General features: G+C 73.1%; 10 protein-coding genes. 7 read left to right on the top strand and 3 right to left on the bottom strand.

Features of this window, described 5'->3' with window-relative positions; all coding sequences use genetic code 11:
- Positions 1-34: 34 nt before the first annotated feature.
- Genes ACWCPY_RS16215 through ACWCPY_RS16205 form a run of 3 tightly spaced genes read left to right on the top strand, consistent with a single transcriptional unit; the run spans position 35 to position 14,455 of the window.
- Entirely contained in the window at positions 35-1,822 is a 1,788-nt protein-coding gene (locus ACWCPY_RS16215; protein WP_451265351.1) for an ABC transporter ATP-binding protein, read from the top strand.
- A gap of 56 nt (positions 1,823-1,878) precedes the next feature.
- Entirely contained in the window at positions 1,879-12,768 is a 10,890-nt protein-coding gene (locus ACWCPY_RS16210) for an amino acid adenylation domain-containing protein (protein WP_451265349.1), read from the top strand.
- Positions 12,755-14,455, top strand: a complete 1,701-nt coding sequence (locus ACWCPY_RS16205; protein WP_451265347.1) for an ABC transporter ATP-binding protein — start codon at positions 12,755-12,757, stop codon at positions 14,453-14,455. Before ACWCPY_RS16210 ends, ACWCPY_RS16205 begins: the two co-directional genes overlap by 14 nt.
- Before the next feature lie 48 nt (positions 14,456-14,503).
- Here the strand turns inward: ACWCPY_RS16205 and ACWCPY_RS16200 are convergent, their stop codons facing one another.
- Entirely contained in the window at positions 14,504-15,616 is a 1,113-nt protein-coding gene (locus ACWCPY_RS16200; RefSeq protein ID WP_451265345.1) for an alpha/beta hydrolase-fold protein, read from the bottom strand.
- Positions 15,617-15,782: 166 nt separating this feature from the next.
- Here ACWCPY_RS16200 and ACWCPY_RS16195 point away from each other — a divergent pair, with 166 nt between their 5' ends.
- Both ACWCPY_RS16195 and ACWCPY_RS16190 read left to right on the top strand, forming a co-directional pair.
- Positions 15,783-15,992 (top strand): MbtH family protein, encoded by a 210-nt coding sequence (locus tag ACWCPY_RS16195; protein ID WP_451265343.1) that lies wholly within the window; start codon positions 15,783-15,785, stop codon positions 15,990-15,992.
- Between the two features lie 17 nt (positions 15,993-16,009).
- Positions 16,010-16,531, top strand: coding sequence for a GNAT family N-acetyltransferase (locus ACWCPY_RS16190; RefSeq protein WP_451265522.1), 522 nt, complete (start codon positions 16,010-16,012; stop codon positions 16,529-16,531).
- Between the two features lie 34 nt (positions 16,532-16,565).
- Here ACWCPY_RS16190 and argB read toward each other — a convergent pair whose 3' ends face one another.
- Positions 16,566-17,414, bottom strand: coding sequence for an acetylglutamate kinase (gene argB / locus ACWCPY_RS16185; protein WP_451265341.1), 849 nt, complete (start codon positions 17,412-17,414; stop codon positions 16,566-16,568).
- A gap of 183 nt (positions 17,415-17,597) precedes the next feature.
- Here argB and ACWCPY_RS16180 point away from each other — a divergent pair, with 183 nt between their 5' ends.
- Together ACWCPY_RS16180 and ACWCPY_RS16175 are read left to right on the top strand one after the other, a co-directional pair.
- A complete protein-coding gene (locus ACWCPY_RS16180) occupies positions 17,598-18,077 on the top strand; it encodes a hypothetical protein (protein WP_362452097.1) in 480 nt (159 codons plus the stop codon).
- Entirely contained in the window at positions 18,074-18,754 is a 681-nt protein-coding gene (locus ACWCPY_RS16175) for a vitamin K epoxide reductase family protein (protein ID WP_451265339.1), read from the top strand. The genes ACWCPY_RS16180 and ACWCPY_RS16175 overlap by 4 nt, the downstream gene beginning before the upstream one ends.
- Here the strand turns inward: ACWCPY_RS16175 and ACWCPY_RS16170 are convergent.
- Positions 18,705-20,036, bottom strand: coding sequence for a globin domain-containing protein (locus ACWCPY_RS16170; RefSeq protein ID WP_451265337.1), 1,332 nt, complete (start codon positions 20,034-20,036; stop codon positions 18,705-18,707). The two genes, ACWCPY_RS16175 and ACWCPY_RS16170, sit on opposite strands and share 50 nt — an antisense overlap.
- Between the last annotated feature and the right edge of the window lie 20 nt (positions 20,037-20,056).

Here is a 20,056-nt window from a genome sequence, read left to right as displayed (position 1 = left end):
GACGGCCCCGTCCCCGGAGAGATTTGGTCTTCGTGTGAGCACCACCGACACCCGCGTCGCCCCGGCGACCCTGCGCACGGCGACCGGGGGCGAAGCCGCCGGATGGGTGGCGGCGCACTGCCGCCGGGCCCCGTGGCTGACGGCCTCCACCCTCCTCACCACGGTGGCCGGGGCGGCGCTCCAGGTGCTCCCCGTGCTCCTGCTGAGCCGGGTGGTCGACGGGGTGACCGAAGGCGGATCGCGCTCGGTGCTCGTCACGATCGGGGCACTGATGGTGGCCGCCGCGCTGCTCGGCGCGGTCGCCACCGCGGTGTCGACGTACCTGATCGGGCGACTGGGGGCGGATCTGCTCGCCCGGCTGCGGGAAGGCGCCGTCCGCGCCGTGCTGGGGATGCCGAGCGCACGCGTCGAACAGGTCGGCCGGGGCGATGTGCTGTCCCGGGTCGGCGACGACGTGGCCGTGCTGTCCAAGGGCATCCGGTCCGCCGTCCCCACGGTGTTCTCCGCGGGCGTGCTGGTCGTCATCGCCACGGCCGGCATGTTCGGACTGGACTGGCGGCTCGGCCTGGCGGGCGCCGGCGCGCTGCCCGCGTACGGGCTGGCGCTGCGGTGGTACCTGCCCCGGTCCGCACCGCTCTACCGGAAGCAGCGGGCCGCCCAGGCCGATCGCGCCCAGGCGCTGATCAGCGGTCTGAACGGGATCGACACGGTCCGGGCGTACCGCCTGGAGGACGCCGTACGCGAGAAGGTCACCCGCGAGTCGTGGCGGGTGCGCGATCTGGGCGTCGACGTGTTCCGCTTCTTCGGGCGGTTCGTCGGCAGGGAGAACCGCGCCGAGTTCATCGGACTGGTCCTGATCGTGGTGGTGGGGTACGCCCTGCTGGAGGCCGACGCCGCCACCCTGGGCGAGGTCTCGGCGGCCCCGCTGATGTTCCACCGGCTGTTCACCCCGCTGGGCGCCATCATGTTCACCTTCGACGAGGCGCAGAAGTCGGGCGCGAGCCTCACCCGTCTGGTCGGGGTGCTGGGGGAGCCCGCGGAGGACCGGCTGGTGGGCGATGTGTCGGTGGCGCCGGCCGGCGCCGGGCCGCACCCGGTGACGGTGGAGGGGCTGACCTTCAGCTATCCCGACACCGATGAACCGGTCCTGCGGGACGTGAACCTGTCCATCCCGGCCGGTGGTTCGCTGGCCCTGGTGGGGGCGACGGGCGCCGGCAAGTCCACCCTGGCCGCGCTGATCGCCGGCATCGGGACCCCGCAGTCCGGTGCGGTACGCGTCGGGCCGCACGACCTCGCCGGTCTGGACGAGGCCGGGGCGCGGGCCCTGGTGAGCATCCTGACGCAGGAGACCCATGTGTTCTCGGGGCCGCTCGCCGAGGATCTGCGGCTCGCCGCACCCGGGGCGGGCGATGCCGAGCTGATGGAGGCGTTGCGCACGGTCGGCGCGGGCGAGTGGGTCGGACTGCTGCCCGACGGGCTGAACACCACGGTCGGCGAGGGCGGTGAGCGCCTGGATGTCACCAAGGTCGCCCAGATCGCCCTGGCCCGGCTGGTGCTGGGCCGTGCGCCGGTGGTGGTGCTCGACGAGTCGACCGCGGAGGCGGGCAGCGAGGGCGCCGCCGAGCTGGAGCGGGCCGTGCTGGCCGCCTGTTCGGGGCGGACCACGCTGTTCGTGGCGCACCGGCTGACCCAGGCGATGGCGGCGGACCGGATCGCCGTGCTGTCCGCGGGGCGCGTGGTGGAGGAGGGAACGCACGGGGAGCTGGTGGCCCTGGGCGGCCAGTACGCGCGTCTGTGGCGCGCCTGGCGCGAGGGTAGTTAGGTAAACCTAAGTCGGGTTGGGCAACTTGCTCGCCTTGGAAGGATGCTGAGTCTTCGATGACGGAACCGAGCGTTCCCCGTGTACTGCTTTCGCCCGCCCGCCTGGCCGGTGTGCGCCGGCGAACCGGCGACTACGGTGACCGGGCCATCGTCGAGGCCTGTGCCATCGGGCTGTCGTACTGGGCGACCGGTCTCGGCCCGGACGGCATGGACCTCACCCCCGGCATCCTGTTCACCGACGTCCTCGGATGGGTCGACAACGGCGGTGCCGGGTGCGGCGGCTGGGAGCCCGTCGCGGACGGCTGGAGCATCACCCTCCCCGACGGCGTCGGCCCGGCCGACGCGCAGCTCGCACTGGACGACCTGGCCGACTTCCCGGACCGCCCCCTCGGCACCATCGGCCCGTCCGGCGTGGCGGCGAGGCTCGAAGCCCTGGCCGAGTGGAACGACAACCGGGCCGACCGGGTCCGCCCGACCATCATGGAGATGTTCCTCGAACAGGCACGCGCCAGGCCGGACGCCGTCGCGATCACCGATGAGCACCGTTCATTGACCTACCGTCAAGTCGCAAACTATTCGGGTCAGTTGGCGCACCGCTTGAGCGAGCGCGGCCTCGGCTCCGAGCAGGTCGTCGGGATCTCGCTCGGCCGCTGCGCCGAGATGGTCATCGGGCTCCTCGCCGTGCTCCGGGCCGGGTGCGCGTTCGTGCCGCTCGATCCGCAGTGGCCCGCCGCGCGCCGCGCCGCCGTCGTCGAGGACGCCCGGGTCGTGCTCCAGCTCAACGACTCCGGCGAACACGGTGCGGGCGAACCGGACGCCGTGGCCGTCGACCTCGGCGACTGGGCGTTCGGCGACTGTCCCACCGAGGCGCCGGAGGTGAGCGTCCCCGGCGACGCCCTGGCATACGTGATCTTCACCTCCGGATCGACCGGACGGCCCAAGGGCGCCATGATCCGTCACGAGGCGATCAGCGAACGCCTGTTGTGGCAGGTGAACGAGATCCTCGGCTTCGGCCACGACGACGCCTCGCTGTTCAAGGCACCGCTGTCCTTCGACATCTCCATCAACGAGATCTTCCTGCCGCTGGTCTCCGGCGGCAGACTGGTGATCCTGCGGCCCGGCGGCGAACGCGACCCGCACCACCTGCTGAGCGTGATCGCCGAGCAGCGCGTCACCTTCACCTACCTGGTCTCGTCCATGCTGGACGTGCTGCTGGAGATCGCGGGCCACTCCGGCCGCCTGGACAGCCTGCGGCACGTCTGGTGCGGCGGCGAGGTCCTGACCCCGGAGCTGTACGAGCGATTCCGCACCCGGCTCGGCATCCCCCTTTACCACGGCTACGGCCCGGCCGAGACGACCATCGGCGTCTCCCACGTCATCTACCGGGGTGCGGCCGAGCGCCTGTCGACGTCGATCGGCAGGGCCAACCCCAACACCCAGCTGTACGTCCTGGACGACGAGCTGCGCCCGGTCCCGGTGGGGGTCGGCGGCGAACTGTACGCGGGAGGGCTCCTGCTGGGGCGCGGGTACGTCAACGCGCCCGGCCTGACGGCGTCCCGGTTCGTGGCGAACCCCTTCGCCGACGACGGGTCCCGGCTGTACCGAACCGGTGACCTGGCGCGATTCGCCCCGGACGGGTCGCTGGACTTCCTCGGCCGCGCCGACAACCAGATCAAGATCCGCGGCATGCGGCTGGAGATCGAGGATGTCGAGGCCGGCCTCGCCGAACACCCCGGCGTACGGCACAGCTGCGTCGTCGCGAAGAAGAACACGGCGGGCGGCACCTACCTGGTGGGGTACGTGATCCCGGCCGCCGGCCACGAGGAGCTGCGGGCTGACGAGGTCAGGGAGTGGGCCGCCCGGCACATGGTGGAGTACATGGTGCCCGCCCACCTCGTCGTGATGAAGGAGTTCCCGCTCACCGCGAACGGCAAGCTCGACCGGGGCGCCCTGCCGGAGCCCGAGACCGGCACGGGCTCCGCGGTGGCCCCCGCCACCGACAACGAGCGGGTGGTGTGCGCGGCCGTCGCGACGGTGCTGCGGCTGGAGAAGGCGGGGATCGACCAGGACTTCTTCCGGCTCGGCGGAGACAGCATTCTGGCGATCTCACTGCTGAGCGCGCTGCGGGAGGCCGGTCTCTACGTCACCGCACGGCAGATCTTCACCCACAGCGTCCTCGGGGCACTGGCCGCGGTGGCGAGCCGCGAGGACGTCTCCGCCGTGGACCACGGCGACGTCGCGACCGGCCCCGTCGTGGGATCGCCCATCGTGCAGTGGCTCGGCCGGACCACCGACGCGATCGACGGCTTCGTGCAGTCCGTCGTGCTGAACACACCGGCGGAGCTGACCGCCGGCGCGCTCGACGAGATCCTCGCCGCGCTGCTGGGGCGGCACGACATGCTGCGCGCCGTACTGGTGCGCGGCGAACGCTGGAGCTTCGACATCCCCGAGGCCGGGCAGGCCGTCGTCGGGTGGCAGGAGAGCGACCGGCCGCTCCCGGAGTGCGTGGAGCTCGCCACCGACGGGCTCGACCCGGACAACGGCGTGATGCTGCGCGCCGTGTGGCGCCGCGAGGCGCGGCAACTGGTCCTGGTCGCCCATCACGTCGTCATCGACGGTGTCTCCTGGCGGATCCTGATGGACGACCTGGCCACGGCCTGGCGCCAGGCCGTCTCGGGCGCACCGGTCGAACTGCCCCCCGTGGGAACGTCGTTCAGGCGCTGGACGCAGCTGCTGGGCCGCGCGGCCTTCGACAGCGACCGCACCCACTTCCAGCGCCCCCTGCCGGGAGCCGACGCACCGCTGGGCCGACGGGCACCGTCCGGGACCGACACCGTCGCCCGGGAGCGGACGCGGACCGTCACCGTGGGCCCCGAGGACACCGCCGCGCTGCTCGGCACGGTCCCCGCGCAGTTCCATGCGGGCGTCAACGACGTACTGCTGACCGCGCTCGCCGTCACCTTCGCCCGGTGGCGCCGCGACCGCGGGCAGGACCAGACCTTCGCCCACATCGAACTGGAGGGACACGGCCGCGAGGGACGCCACGTGGCGGACGCGACCGGCTTCGAGCCGGAACTCTCCCGTACCGTGGGCTGGTTCACCACCCTGTTCCCGGTGACCGTCGACCCCGGCACGGCAGCCGACTTCACCGCCCCCGCGTACCTGGCCGCCGCCCTCAAGGCGGTCAAGGAGGACCTCGCCGCCGTACCCGGCAACGGCGTCTCCTACGGCGCCCTGCGCTACCTGAGCGAAACCGGGCTGACCGCCCCCGCACCGCAGGTGCTCTTCAACTACCTCGGCCGTTTCGACGCGGGTGCGTCCGGCGACTGGCAACTCACCGGCACCACGGGGCAGCTGGGTGAGAGACGCGACCCGAGGATGAAGCTGCCGCGCGCCCTGGAGTTCAACGCCATCGCCGAACCCGACGCGAGCGGTGCGTACGAGCTGGTCACCACCGTCTCCTGGCCCGAGGGGATGTTCACCGACGAGGACATCACCACCCTCGGCGCGTACTTCCGGGCCACCCTGTCCGCCCTGGCCGCCCTCGAAGAAGGTGGCCACACCCCCAGTGACTTCGCCCTGGTGCGGCTCACCCAGTCCGATGTCGACGACCTGGACGGCCCGGCGCTGCGCGAGATCCTGCCGCTGACCCCCCTCCAGGAGGGCCTGTACTTCCACTCGGTCTTCGACGACGACGCGACCGGCAGCTACGTCGAGCAGCAACTCCTGACGCTGGACGGCGACGTGGACGCGGACCGGCTCGCGGCGGCGGCCACCCGGCTGCTCGCGCTGTACCCCAACCTGGCCGCCCGGTTCACCGCCCTCGCCGACGGCCGGGTCGTCTCCGTCATCGAGAGCGGCGCGCAGGCACCCTTCACCACGCTGGACCGCCCCGGCCTCACCGACGAGGAGATCCGCGACCACGCCGAGCGGGACCGCCGCGCCGGATTCGACCTGGCCACCGGGCCGTTGATGCGGTACACCCTCATCCGCGCCGGCTCCGGCCGCAACGTCCTGGTGCAGACCGTGCACCACATCGTCGCCGACGGCTGGTCGGTGCCGCCGATGCTCCGCGCACTGCTCGCCGAGTACCACGCGCCGGGGAGCGTGTACCCGCTCGGCGGCTACCGCGACTACGTGGCCTGGCTCGCCGGACGTGACCAGGACGAGAGCGACCGGGTGTGGCACGACGAGCTCGCCGGTCTGCCCGGCCCCTCGCTGGTGGCCGAGGGGCACACCCCCTCCGACCGGTTCGCCGACACCGCCGCCGAGCCCGCCCTCGACATCGACACCGCCGCCCGCTCGGCCGGTGTGCCGCTGAGCGTGGCCGTGCACAGCGCGTGGGCGCTGACGCTGGGCGGCATCCTGCACGGCCGGGACATCGTGTTCGGCTCCACGGTCTCCGGGCGCGACGCGGAGGTGCCCGGCATCGGCGACATGGTCGGCCTGTTCATCAACACCGTTCCCGTACGGGCCCGTTGGTCCGCGAACACCACGGCGGGCGAGCTGCTCGCCGCGGTGAAGGAACACCAGAGCACGGTGCTGGCGCACCAGCACGTCTCGCTGGCCAGGATCGGCCGCCGGGCCGGCGCCGGCCCGCTCTTCGACACCCTGGTGGTGTTCGACGTCGCGACCGACGCGGACGCGCTGCGCGGCCCCGGCGACGCACTGGTCATCACCGACATCGTCAACGAGGGCGCCCCGCACTACCCGTTGACGCTGGTCGTGGAGCGCGCCGCCGACGGCCGCCCGCGCTTCAACCTGATCCACGACGGGGAGCTGCTGCGCCAGGAGAGCGCCGAGGCGATCCTGGACACCTTCACCCGGACCCTCGCCGGCCTGCTCGAACGGCCGGACACCCCGGTCGACGAACTCCTGCCCCCCGAGGCCGGCCGCAGCCCGGAACCGGTCCCCCCGGCGACCCTGGGCGAGCTGTTCGACGCCGCCGCGGACCGCGACCCGGCAGCCACCGCCGTCACCCAGTGCGCCCTCGACGGCGCCACCCGGTCACTGACGTACGGCGAACTGGCCGACGCCAAGGACGAGTTGGCCTCGGTCCTGCGCGCGGCCGGGGCCGGGCCGGGCACCCGGGTCGCCGTCGCCGTACCGCGCTCCCTGGAGCAGGTCGTCGCCCTGGTCGCGGTCGTCACCGCGGGCGGCGCGTACGTACCGCTGGACCTGGCGTACCCGGACGAGCGGCTGGAGTACATCCTCGCCGACGCCGCACCCCAGGTCGTGCTCGTGGACCGTGAACAGCAAGGCCGCTTCACTCGCCTGCTGGCCCGAGCGGGCGTGGAGGCCCGCGTCCTCGTCCAGGGCGACGAGCCCGCCCCGGCCACCGCCACCGCCGGGCCCGGGGCCGGCCGGCACGACCCCGCGTACGTGATCTACACCTCCGGCTCGACAGGCCGGCCCAAGGGTGTCGTCGTCCCGCACTCCAGCGTGGTGACGCTCCTCGCCAACACCCGTCCCGGCATGGACTTCGGCCCGCACGACGTATGGGTCCAGTTCCACTCCTTCTCCTTCGACTTCGCGGTCTGGGAGCTGTGGGGCGCGCTGGTGCACGGCGGCGAACTGCTGGTGCCGGAGTACGGACTCACCCGCTCCCCGGTCGACTTCCACCGGCTGGTCCGCGAACGCGGGGTGACCGTGCTCAACCAGACCCCCTCGGCGTTCCACCAGTTCATCGAGGCCGACCGGCTCGCCGGTGAACCGGTCACCGCGCTGCGCCGGATCATCTTCGGCGGCGAGGCGCTGGACCTCGGGCGGCTGCGCGGCTGGGTCGAGCGGCACGGCACCCGGTCGCCCGAGCTGGTCAACATGTACGGCATCACCGAGACCACCGTCCATGTCACCCACCGGGTGCTGACCGACGAGGACTTCGGCTCCGGCGGGGACACCAGCCCGATCGGCGCTCCGATTCCCGGCCTGGTGACCCATCTGCTCGACGACCGGCTCCGGCCGGTGCCGCCGGGCCGGGTGGGTGCCGTCTACGTCGCCGGGGACCAGGTGTCGCTCGGCTACCTGGGGCGGCCGGGGCTCACCGCGGGCCGCTTCGTGGCGAACCCGTTCACGGCCGACGGCTCCCGGATGTACCACACGGGCGACCTCGCCCGCCGCACCCTCGACGGCGAGCTGGAGTTCGCCGGCCGGGCCGACGATCAGGTGCAGCTCAAGGGCTTCCGCATCGAGCTCGGTGAAGTGGAGTCCGCCGTGCGGGAACTCGACGGCGTCGTCGACGCCGCCGTCACCGTGGCGGACAGCGGCGACCACCTCGTCGCACACGTCGTGGGCCGGGTGCCCGGCGACCTCACCGCCCTGCTCTCCACCACGCTGCCCGCGCACATGGTCCCGGGCCGGGTGCTGCCGGCCGACGCCCTGCCGCTGACGGTCAACGGCAAGCTGGACCGCAAGGCCCTGACCGAGCGCGCCGCCCGGGACGACACCCCGGCGGCCACGAGCGATTCCGCGCTCACCGCACTGGTCGGCATCTTCGCGGAGACACTGCCCGGCGTCTTTGTCGACGCCGACACCGACTTCTTCGGCGCCGGGGGCGACAGCATCGTCGCCATCACCGTGATCAACCGGGCCAGGGCGCTCGGCCTGCGGATCGTCCCCCGGGACGTGTTCCTGCTGAAGACGCCGCGCGCGCTCGCCGGGCATCTGGCCACGCACACCCCGCAGCCCGTCGCGTCCGCAGCGGCCCGCCGCGAGGACGGCCCGCTGCCGGCCACCCCGGTCATCCTGCGCCAACGCGAACTGGGCGGATCACTCGCCCGGTTCGCCCAGGCCAGGGCGGTGGTGGCGGCCGAGGGCACCGGCCTCGCCGATGTCCGGCGCGCCGCGAACGCCCTCGTGGCCGCCCACCCGGTCCTCCGGCTGCGGCTGCGCGTCGAGCACGGTGTGTGGACCCTGCGCACCGGACCCGCCCGCGAGGCCGCCGTCGCACCGACGGACGCCCCCGACGCCACCGCCGCGGCGAACGAGGCCGCCGGACGGCTCGGCCCCGAGTCCGGGGACGTCATCGCGTTCTCCTGGCTGGCGGCGAGCCGCACCCTGGTGGTCACCGTCCACCACTTCGCCGTCGACGCGGTGTCCTGGCTGATCCTCCTCGACGACCTGGCCACCGCCCTGGGCGGCGCGGCCCTGCCCCCGCCGACCACGCCGTACGCCGAGTACGCCGAGGCGCTGGCGGTGCGGTCCGGCCCGGCGGCCGGTGCTCTCGGCCACTGGATCACCACCCTGGAGACGCCCGCCCTGCTGCCCGAGGTCCAGGACCTGCGCGAGACCACGGTCGTGCTCGCCCCCGAGGTGAGCGACCGCGTCACCCGCAGCGCCCCCGCCGCCCTCGGCGTGGGCCTCACCGAGCTGCTGTGCGGTGCGCTGCGCACCGCGCTGACACACATCCAGTCCACACCCACCGACCTCGCGATCGAACTGGAGCGGCACGGCCGGGTCCCGGCCCTGGAGCACCACGACTACTCCCGTACCGTCGGCTGGTTCACCTCCATCGCACCGGTGCGGCTCACGGCGCACACCGACCCCGTCGCGGCGGCGCGCGAGGTCGCCGAACGCCAGCCGGACGAGCACGGGCACATCGCCTACGGCCTGCTCAGATACCTCAACCCGCAGACGGCCCCGCTGCTGCGCGGCCGCCCGCAGGTGCTGTTCAACTACCTCGGCCGGGGCAGCGAGTCCCGGGCGCTGCCCATCACCGGCGGCGACCAGGGCAGCCCGTACGCCGTCGAGGTCAATGCCTGGACCGACGACACCACCGGAAGCCTGCACGCGGCCTTCACCCTCGCCGGGGGCATACCCGACGAGATCACCGAGCACTGGCGCACCGCCCTGGAGCACATCGCGGACACCTCCGCCACGGCCGAGCGCACCGCACCGGTCAGCCCGCTCCAGCGGGGCCTGTTCTTCCAGGCCCAGATGGCGGGTGAGGCCGGACACTACGTCGCGCAGAGCTGGTTCACCTTCGACCGGCGCCTGGACCCCGACGCGCTGGCCGAGGCGATGGCGTACGTGATCGCGCGCCACCCGGTCGTGGGTGCCGGTTTCACCACCGACGACGACGGGAACCCGGTCCAGGTCCTCAGGGCGGGCCGGCGGGTCGGCGTCCGCACGGTCGCCGTGACGAGCGACGCCGAGGCCGAGGAACTGCGCACCCGGGACCGCGAGTCGGGATTCGACCCGGGCGAACCGCCGCTGATCCGGCTGACCGTGGTGCGGCTGCCCGACGGCCGGGACGGCCTGCTGCTCAGCTACCACCTGCTGCTCTGGGACGGCTGGTCCCGCGAGATCGTGCTGCGGGACCTGTTCGAGGCGTACGAGGCCGTCGTGGCGGGCGATCCGCCGGTCGCGGTCCCCGCCGCACCGGGCTTCGAGGAGTACGTCCGGGCGCTCGACGCCAGGGACCCCGAGGTGTCGAACCGCTTCTGGGCGGAGCATCTCGCCGGCCTGCCGGGCCCGACACTGCTCGCCGGACCCGCCCCGTCCTTCCCGGACGGACTGCCGCACGCACTCACGCACACCTTCTCCGCCGAACTGTCCGAGCTGCTGCGGGAGGCGGCCAGGGTGCACGGCGTCACCCTGAACACGGTGCTGACCGGCGCGTTCGGCCTGCTCCTCGGCGCCCGCACCGGCCGCGGTGACGCCGTGTTCGGTGTGACCGTCTCGGGCCGGGAGGGCGAGGGCCACTCCGGTATCGTCGGTGTCCTGCTCAACACGGTGCCCATGTGGACGCGTGCCCGGCCCGACGACACGGCCGGCGCGTACCTGTCGGCCGTACAGGCGGCCCGGGTCGAGGCCATGGAGCACGAGCACCTGGGACTCGGCGAGATCCAGCGGGCCAGTGGGCACGACACCCTCTTCGACAACCTGTTCGTGCTCCAGAACTTCCTGGACCTGGACGCGTTCGCCGAGATGAACACCCGCCACGGCATCACCTCGGTGCGGGCCGACGACTCCACGCACTACCCGTTCACCTGGGTCGTCACGCCCGGCGAGCGGCTCACGGTCAAGCTGGAGCACCGCGACGGCGACCCCGCGGGTGCGCGCCGGCTCCTCGACGACTACCTCCGCGTACTGGAGGACCTCGCCCGGTCGACGGGGCGGCTGGGCGCACTGCCGGGGCTCGCCCCGGCCCCCGGGCCCGCCGCACGCACCGACATCGGCACGGACACCGTCGTCGACCGCTTCGACCGGGCGGCCGACCGCGATCCCGACCGGGTCGCGCTCGTCGCCCACGGCTCGGCCATGACCTTCGCCCGGCTCCGGGACCGCAGCCGGGAACTGGCGGGGGTGCTCGCCGGCCGGGGCATCGGACCCGGGGCGACCGTGGGTCTGGCGATTCCGCGCTCCCTCGACTCGATCGTGGCGCTGTTCGCCGTGCTGCGCGTCGGCGCCGCGTACGTACCGCTGGAACTGGACCACCCGGACGAGCGGATCGCGGCCATCGTCGCGGACGCCCGGCCCGAGGTGATCCTCACCGTGAGCGCCGTGTCGCCCCGGCTCGGCGGCGAGCCGATCGAGCTGGACCGGCCCCTGCCCGAGGCCGAACCGTATGTGACGTTCGCGCCCGACGACCCGGACCGCCTGCGGCACCCCGCGTACACCATCTACACCTCCGGCTCGACCGGGAAGCCCAAGGGCGTGGTGACCGAGTACGCCGGGCTCACCAACATGCTGATCAACCATCAGCGGCGCATCTTCGAACCGGTCCTCGCCGAGCACGGCAACCGGGTCTTCCGGATCGCGCACACCGTGTCGTTCGCCTTCGACATGTCGTGGGAGGAACTGCTGTGGCTCGCCGACGGCCACGAGGTCCACATCTGCGACGAGGAACTGCGCCGCGACGCCCCCCGCCTGGTCGAGTACTGCCGTGAGCACGCCATCGACGTCATCAATGTGACCCCGACCTACGCCCAGCAACTGGTGGCCGAGGGCCTGCTGGACAACCCGGCACGGCGGCCGGCGCTGGTGCTGCTGGGCGGCGAGGCCGTCACCCCGACGCTCTGGCAGCGGCTCGCCGGGACCGAGGGCACGGTCGGCTACAACCTGTACGGGCCCACCGAGTACACCATCAACACCCTCGGCGTCGGCACCTTCGAGTGCCAGGACCCGGTGGTGGGCGTGGCGATCGACAACACCGAGGTGTACGTGCTGGACCCGTGGCTGCGCCCGCTGCCCGACGGGGTCCCCGGCGAGCTGTACGTATCGGGCATCGGCATCGCCCGCGGCTACCTCGGGCAGAGCGCCCAGACCGCGCACCGCTTCGTCGCCTGCCCGTTCGCCGGACCCGGCGAACGGATGTACCGCACCGGCGACCTGGTGGTCCGCCGGCCCGACGGGAACCTGACGTACCTGGGCCGTACCGACCAGCAGGTCAAGATCCGCGGGCACCGGGTCGAACCCGGCGAGGTCGAGGCGGTGTTCGCGGCGCACCCGGCGGTGCGGTTCGTCGCCGCGGTCGCCCAGCCCGACCCCCAGGTCGACGGCGCGTACCGGCTGGCCGCCTATCTCGTACTGGACGGCGCCGACCTGGCGCGGGTCGCCGCCGAAGTGGGCGCCGGGCTCCCGGACTTCCTGCGCCCGACGCACTTCGCCCGGGTCGACAGCATCCCGCTCACCGTGAACGGGAAGGCCGACACCAGAGCGCTGCCGGAGGCCAGGCCGCTCGGCGCGCTGACCACGGCGGGAGAACGCGGCCCGGAGACCGCGACCGAGACCCTGGTGTGCGAGTTCTTCGCCGAAGCACTGGACCTGGAAGACGACGAGGTGAGCGCGGTGAGCGACTTCGTGTCCCTCGGAGGACACTCCATGCTGGCGGTGCGGCTGACCGGGCTGCTCCGCCGCGAGTACGGTCCCGTGATCACCATCCGTGATCTGTTCACCCTGCGAACCCCGGAAGCGATTGCCCGTCACCTCGATGAGAACTCCTGACACGCAGCGCCCCCGGCCGGGGGCGGACATCCTGCGCACCGCGCTGCGCCGCAACATCGGCGCCATGGTCCGGGGCACCGTCCTCATGGGCCTGTACCAGGCGGGGGAGACCGCCTTCCCCATCGCGCTCGGCCTGATCGTCGAGCACGCGCTGCAGGACCGCAGCCCGGCCGCGCTAGGCCTGTCGATCGGCGCGCTGGCCGTGATCATCACGACGGTGTCGCTGTCGTGGCGGTTCGGGATGCGGGTCCTGCAGAAGGCCAACACGACCGAGGCGCACCGCTGGCGGGTGCAGGTGGCCGCCTGCGGGCTCCAGCCGGTGGCCAGGGACGTCGACCTGAAGTCCGGCGAGGTGCTGACCATCGCCACCGAGGACGCCGACCAGACCGCCGACATCGTCGAGGTGGTGCCGCTGCTGGTCAGCTCGCTGGTCGCGGTGGTGGTCGCGGCCATCGCGCTGGGCCTGGCCGACATCCGGCTCGGCCTGCTGGTCATCGTGGGGACCGTCGCGATCCTGTCGGTCCTGGCCGTGATGTCCAGGCGGATCGGAGCCAGTACCCGCGAACAGCAGGCCCGGGTGGCGCGGGCGGGCGCGAAGGTCGCCGACCTCATCATCGGCCTGCGCCCGCTGCACGGCTTCGGCGGCAACCACGCCGCGTTCGGGTCGTACCGGAAGGTCAGCACGGACGCGAAACGCCAGGCGATCACCGTCGCCCGGGCCAACGGCGCGTACGCGGGCACCGCGCTGGCACTGAACGCGGTCCTCGCCGCCGCCGTCTCCCTGACGGCGGGCTGGCTGGCCTTCGACGGCCGGATCACCATCGGGGAACTGGTCATGGCCGTGGGCCTGGCGCAGTTCATCATCGAGCCGCTCAAGATGTTCTCGGAGATGCCCAAGTACGTGATGACGGCGCGCGCCTCGGCCGAGCGGATGGCCCTGGTGCTCTCCGCGCCCCCGGTGACGACCCCGGGATCGCAGCGCCCGGCACCGGGCGGAGGACTCGCGGTGGACGGTGTGCGGCACGGGTCGCTGCGCGGGCTGAAGTTCCGGGTGGCGGCGGGGGAGTTCGTCGCGATCGCCGTCTATCAGCCGCGCGCGGCGGCCGACCTCGCGGCGGTCCTCGCGGTGAACGTCGCGCCGGACGTGTACGAGGGAGTGGTGCGGCTCGGCGAGCAGCCGATCGCGGAGCTGTCGGTCGAGGCGGTCCGCGAACACATGCTGGTGAATCCGTACGACGGCGAGATCTTCGCGGGCACGCTCCGCACGAACATCGATCCGTCGGGCACCAGCCGGACGATTCCCGAGGCCGTCGAGGCGTCGATGCTGACGGACGTCGTCGCCCTGCACCGCGACGGCCTCGACCACGTGGTCCGCGACCGCGGGGCGAACCTCTCCGGCGGGCAGCGTCAGCGGCTGTCCCTGGCCCGCGCCCTGGCCGCCGACACCGACGTACTGGTCCTGCACAACCCGACGACGGCGGTCGACGCGGTCACCGAGCAGCTCATCGCGCGCAACGTCGCGAAGTCGCGCCGCGGCCGCACCACCGTCGTGATCACCAGCAGCCCGGCCCTGCTGGACGCCGCCGACCGTGTCCTCGTCCTGGACGAGGGCGTCGTCACCGCCGAGGACACCCACCGCAACCTGCTGGCCCGCGACGCCGGTTACTGTCTGGCCGTGGCCCGGTGAGGCGCCGGGCAGCTCCGGGGACGTGGCCGGACACCTCCCCGGAACCGCTCAGCCCAGGGCCCAGGCGACATCCCTGAGCAGGGCGTGCCGCCAGCCCGCCCGGTCGTGGTCCGAGGGCGACCGGGAGACCCGCACCGTCGCGCCGGCCCGTTCGGTCAGGGTCTCCGCCAGCTCGCAGTGGGGCAGCATCCGCGTCTCGTGCTCCCCCACGTCGAACGCGCAGCGCAGACCGGACAGATCGGGGCCCCGGCGCAGCCGCGCGGCGACGGCGCCGCCGACCGGGCCGCCCAGGGGGTCAGCCAGGTCCATGGCGCCGGGAGCCCACCAGAAGGACCCCGACTGGACAGCGACCCGAGAGACCAGGTCCGGGAACTCCAGCGCCGCGTACAGCGCGCTCAGTCCGCCCAGGCTCTGCCCGGCCACCACCAGCCGGTCCAGGTCGGCCGGGACGCCAAATCCCGCAACCAGCGGCAGGAGTTCGTCCCGGACCGCCTCCCACAGCCCGGGCCCGCACCCGAACTCGGCCGCCCGGTCCCTGGCCGGAACGAAGACGAGCGTCACCGGGGGCATCGCGCCACCGGCGACCGCCGAGTCGAACGCGGCCATGGCCGGGTGCAGATACAGCCAGTCGTCCCCGTCGAGCAGCAGGACCACCGGCCCGCCGCCGCCCGCCGGGTGGACGCGCACGGTGCGCCGCCCGCCCAGCCGCGCGCTGTTCCAGCGGAGCCGGGACGACGGCAGGGGCAGGATGTCGTCGGGGCCGACGACGGGCCAGTGCGGCTGCGCCGGGGCGTCCGGGGCCGCGGCGATGGACCGGTCCGCGCCGGCACCGACCGGGTTGAACGGATCCGCGTGGGCCGCGTCGCCCTCGACGATCCGGTAGGTCACCCGCAGCCGCGCGGGCATGCGCACTTCGGCGTACCAGCAGTCCGTGTCCGCCCACCGGCGCAGCGGAACCGGCTGCGACCAGCTCTCGAAATCGATGCGGGCCCCGGACCCGCGCCACAGGAACAGGGTCCGCCAGCCGCCGTCGCCGTCGGGCACCGGCGCGGGTGTCCGCGCCGCCGCCCAGAACGCCTCGGTGCCGGGCCTGCCGGGCAGCCCGAACGCCGCGAAGGGGCTTTCCCCGTCGGCCGCGGGGCCGTGGCCGGGAGAGGTCATGACCGGTCTCCTTGTGAGAGGGGAGGGGAGAGGTTAGGCTCATCCTGTATTAGGTGAGCCTAACCTAATGTGGTTTGCTCCCCCCATCCCCGATCCGCCGCCGGATCCGACGCACAGTCACGACGCGGCCGTCACCGGCCCGTCGGGCCCGAGGAGACACCGACACATGAGCACCAACCCTTTCGACGACCCCGAAGGCCGCTTCCTGGTCCTGGTGAACGACGAGGGACAGCACTCGCTCTGGCCGTCCTTCGCAGAGGTTCCCGGAGGATGGACGACCGTTCTCGCCGAGAACAGCCGGGAGGCGTGCCTGGAGTACATCGAGGCCAACTGGACCGACCTGCGCCCCCGGTCCCTCGCCGCGTCCACCGACTGAACCCGGTGGGGAACGTCCTGATCACGGCCGCGCCGCGCCCCGCCCCGCTGCCGCCCGGGCTCCCCGTGCCGGCGTACTGCGTACGCTCGGCCCGTGAGGAGGACGCCGCCGAACTCGCCGAACTGTCCCGGCCGTTCGTGCGCTCGGGCGCGCTGCGGGAGCGGCCCGTCTCCCTCTACGCCGCCCACGCGGCCGACTTCCTCGTGGCGCAGGCCCCCTCCGGGCCCATCGAGGGCTCCGTCGGCCTGCGCGTGCATCCGGCCGGCCCGGGGGAGGGGCGCGGTCCCGTGGGTGTGCTGTACAACTTCTGCGTGGCCGGTCACCGGCAGGGGAGCGGGGTGGGGGCCGGGCTCCTGCGGGCCGCGCTGGCCATGGCGCACGCCCGGTCGCTCGGCGCGCTGTTCACGGCGACGACCGGCGGTGGCGGCCTGTTCCTCCGGTACGGTTTCGCGCCCACGACCGCACGCCGGGTGCCTGCGTCCTGGGCGCGGTCCCTTGACCCCCGGCGCAACGCGCGGATCCTCACCAAGACCCTGTGACGGCCGGCCCGCCCGTGCGCGCCGGCCGCCGCGGTCATGCGGTGCTGCCGCAGTGGTCCGCGCTGCTGCCCGGAACCACGGTGGTGCCGGGGCCGGTCTCGCCGAGGACACCGCGCAGCACCGCGTGCGGTACGCGCCCGTCGAGCACCTGGGCCCTGCCCACCCCGCCGCGTACGGCCCGCAGGCAGCCCTCCATCTTCGGCAGCATCCCGCTCGCCAGCCCCGGCAGCATCCCGTCCAGCGCATCGGCCGTCAGATGCTCGATCACCTCGGTGCTGTGCGGCCAGTCGGCGTACAGCCCCGCCACATCGGTGAGCATCACCAGCCGCTCGGCCCCGAGTGCCACGGCCAGGGCCGACGCCGCGAGATCGGCGTTGACGTTGTAGACCTGTCCGTCCTCGCCGCGCGCCACGGGGGAGACCACCGGTATGTGCCCCTCCGTCAGGAGCGTGCGCACCATGCCCGGGTTCACGTCCACGACATCGCCGACGAGGCCGATGTCCACCGGCCGCCCGTCCACCCAGGCCGGCCGCCGCACCGCCGTCATCGTGTGCGCGTCCTCGCCGGTCATCCCCACGGCGAAGGGCCCGTGCTCATTGATGTGGCCGACCAGCTCCCGCTGGACCCGGCCGCTCAGCACCATGCGCACCACGTCCATGGTCTCCGGAGTGGTCACCCGTAGTCCCGCCTCGAAGCGGGAGTCCAGGCCCAGGAGATCCAGCATCGCGCTGATCTGCGGCCCGCCCCCGTGCACGACGACCGGGCGCAGGCCCGTCCGCCACAGCTCCACGACATCTTGGGCGAACGACCGCTTCAGGCTCGCGTCCACCATGGCGTTCCCGCCGAACTTGACGACGACCGCGCCGCCTCGCACCCTGTCCACGAACTTAGCTTAGCCTAACCTAAATTGCCGTGATTCCGTATGAATGAGGGGAGTTGCCGTTCGCCCCGGGCACGCTGCCGCCGGGTTCCGGCCGACAGGGCCGATCGGCCCTAGTGGCGCCCGGCCTCCGATGGGTTCACTGCGATGCGTCGCACGCCGCGGGTGCGCGAGGAGGGAATCATGGTGATCGCAGTCGTCGGGCACAGGGACCTCGGCAACAGGACCCTGGAGCTGGTGGAAGCCGAACTGAGAGCGCGGCTGGACCGCTTGGCGGAAGGTGCCGCCGCCCTGGTCCGGGTCGGGGCGGGGCTGCCGTTGGTGTTCGGGCGGGCCGCCCGGGAGGCCGGGCGGAAGCTGACGGTGCTGCTGCCGGCTCAGGGCGCGGTCCCCGCCGTACTGCCCGAGCGGGACCGGTCGGCCGCGGGCGAACTGCTGGTCCTGGCCGAACACGTACGGCTGTTGCCCTTCGATCCGGCCGACCGCGACGCGTGTGTCGGCGCCGATGAACGGCTGGTGGAGACCTGCCGGACCGTGCTCGCCGTGTGGGACGGATCGCCGTCCGACGGACGTGACGCCACGGCGCATCTGGTCGCCTTCGCGCGTGCGCGGGGAATCCGGGTGGAGGTCGTCTGGCCGGACGGTTCCGTACGGGGGCGGGCATGAAGCTGCCGGAGTGTGGTGCGGGGAGGGTGGCGGAAGGCTCCGGGGCCGGGGAGCGGGAATGCGCCGACGTGTCCGGGGAGGGCGACGAACGGGAGTGCGCCGGGGCGAGGCGGGGGTTCGGGTGGCTGCTGGTCGTCACCGCCGCGCTCGGGCTGCTCGGCTCGTTCGTGATCACGATCGACAAGTACGAACTGCTCGCCGACCCCGGCTTCGTACCCGCCTGCTCGCTGAGCCCCGTGGTGTCCTGCACCAGTGTGATGCGCAGCGAGCAGGCGTCGGCGTTCGGCTTTCCCAATCCGCTCATCGGGCTGGTCGCCTTCGGGACGGTGCTGGGGACCGGCGCGGGCCTGCTCGCGGGTGCGCGCTACCGGCGCTGGTACTGGTGGGGACTGAACCTCGGCACGCTGTTCGGTGCCGGCTTCTGCATGTGGCTGATGACCCAGGCGCTGTTCGAGATCGGCGCACTCTGCCTGTGGTGCGTGCTCGTGTGGGTGGCCACCGTCTTCATGTTCTGGCACACCACGGTGCACAATCTGCGCCACGGCGTCCTGCCCGCGCCGCGCGCCCTGGTCGCGGCGGTGCTGGAGTTCCCCCTCGTGGTGCCGGTGACCTGGTGTCTGGCCATCGTCATGCTGATAGCAATCCGGTTCTGGTCGTACTGGCAGACATTTCTGTGACCGCGACCACGCCGGTGGCGTCATGACGGATCTGCTCGGCCGGTACTCCGGCGGCGGCCAGCCGGGCGGCGACGGCCTGCACCGGCCCGGTCGTGGCGGCCTCGGGGTCCAGGGCCAGAAAAGCGTGCTGCCGGGCGGCGGCCCCGGGCTGCGGGGGCAGTATTCCGTTCAGGGCCCGCAGTCCGGCACCCGCGAAGCGGGTACCCGCGGTGTCGGCCGCGATGACGGTCAGCCAGGGACGCTTGCGCCGGAACGCTTCCAGATACGCCGCGTCGTACATCTCCCCGGCCGCCGCCGTCTCCAGTGCGGGCCCCAGCAGCAGCCGTACCCGGTGCGCGCGGGAGCGGTCGGCGTCGATCCGCTGGAGCAGCGCCTTCATCGGGGCCCAGCCCGTACCGGAGGCGATGAGCAGAAGGTCCGCGGCCGGCAGGTGGTCCGGCAGCGCCAGTGCGCCGCGCGGGGCACTGAGCCGTACGGCGCCGCCCTCCCGCGTCCCGTGCACCAGCGCATCGCTCACCCCGTCGGCGCCCCGGGCCCGTACGTGGAACTCCAGTTCACCGTCCGGATGCGGGGCGCGGGCCAGGTAGTACGGACGCCAGGCCTGCTCCAGCAGCGGCGACTCCAGGGACGCGTACTGCCCGGCCTCGAAGGCATAGGGCTGATGCGGCCGTACCCGCAGCACCGCGAGCCCGGGGGCGCGCACCTCGTGCGAGGTCACCGTCGCCTCCCAGCTGGGCGGTTCGGCGATCGCCTCGTCCGCGCCCCTGACCATCGCCGAGACGGCCAGCCGCAGCATCCGCAGCCAGGCCTGCTCCAGCGCGTGGGTCCACCGGGCGCCCGCGCGCACGCGCAGCGCCTCGATCAGCGCCGCCTCGAAGGCCTCGAAGTGCGCGGGGCGCACACCGAGCTTGCGGTGGTCGCGCCCCAACTGCCCGAAGACGCCGATCATTTCGTCCGTACGGTGCAGATTGCCGATCAGATAGCGGAAGATCCCGGCGAGATGGGCCTGCTGGAAGGCCATCGACTCGGGGAACAGCGACCGCAGATACGGGTGCCGCTCGAACAGGATCCGGTACAGCTCGGCGATCAGCTCCTCCAACGGGTTCACCAGCGACAGCGAGTCACCGATCAGCCGCTGGTCGGCCGTTCCGTCGTACGCCTGCGGAGCCTCGGCGCTCCACTCCCCGGCACGGCTGCCGGACGGGGCCAGGATGCGTCGCCGCAGCCGCATCGCGTCATGCCGTGCGAGCAGTGCGTGGTAGTCCTCGCTCGGGGTGTTCATGGGCCGGTTGCTCCTCGTTG

It is taken from the genome of Streptomyces sp. NPDC002403 (assembly GCF_053593015.1).
This window is presented reverse-complemented; position numbering and strand designations above follow the sequence as displayed.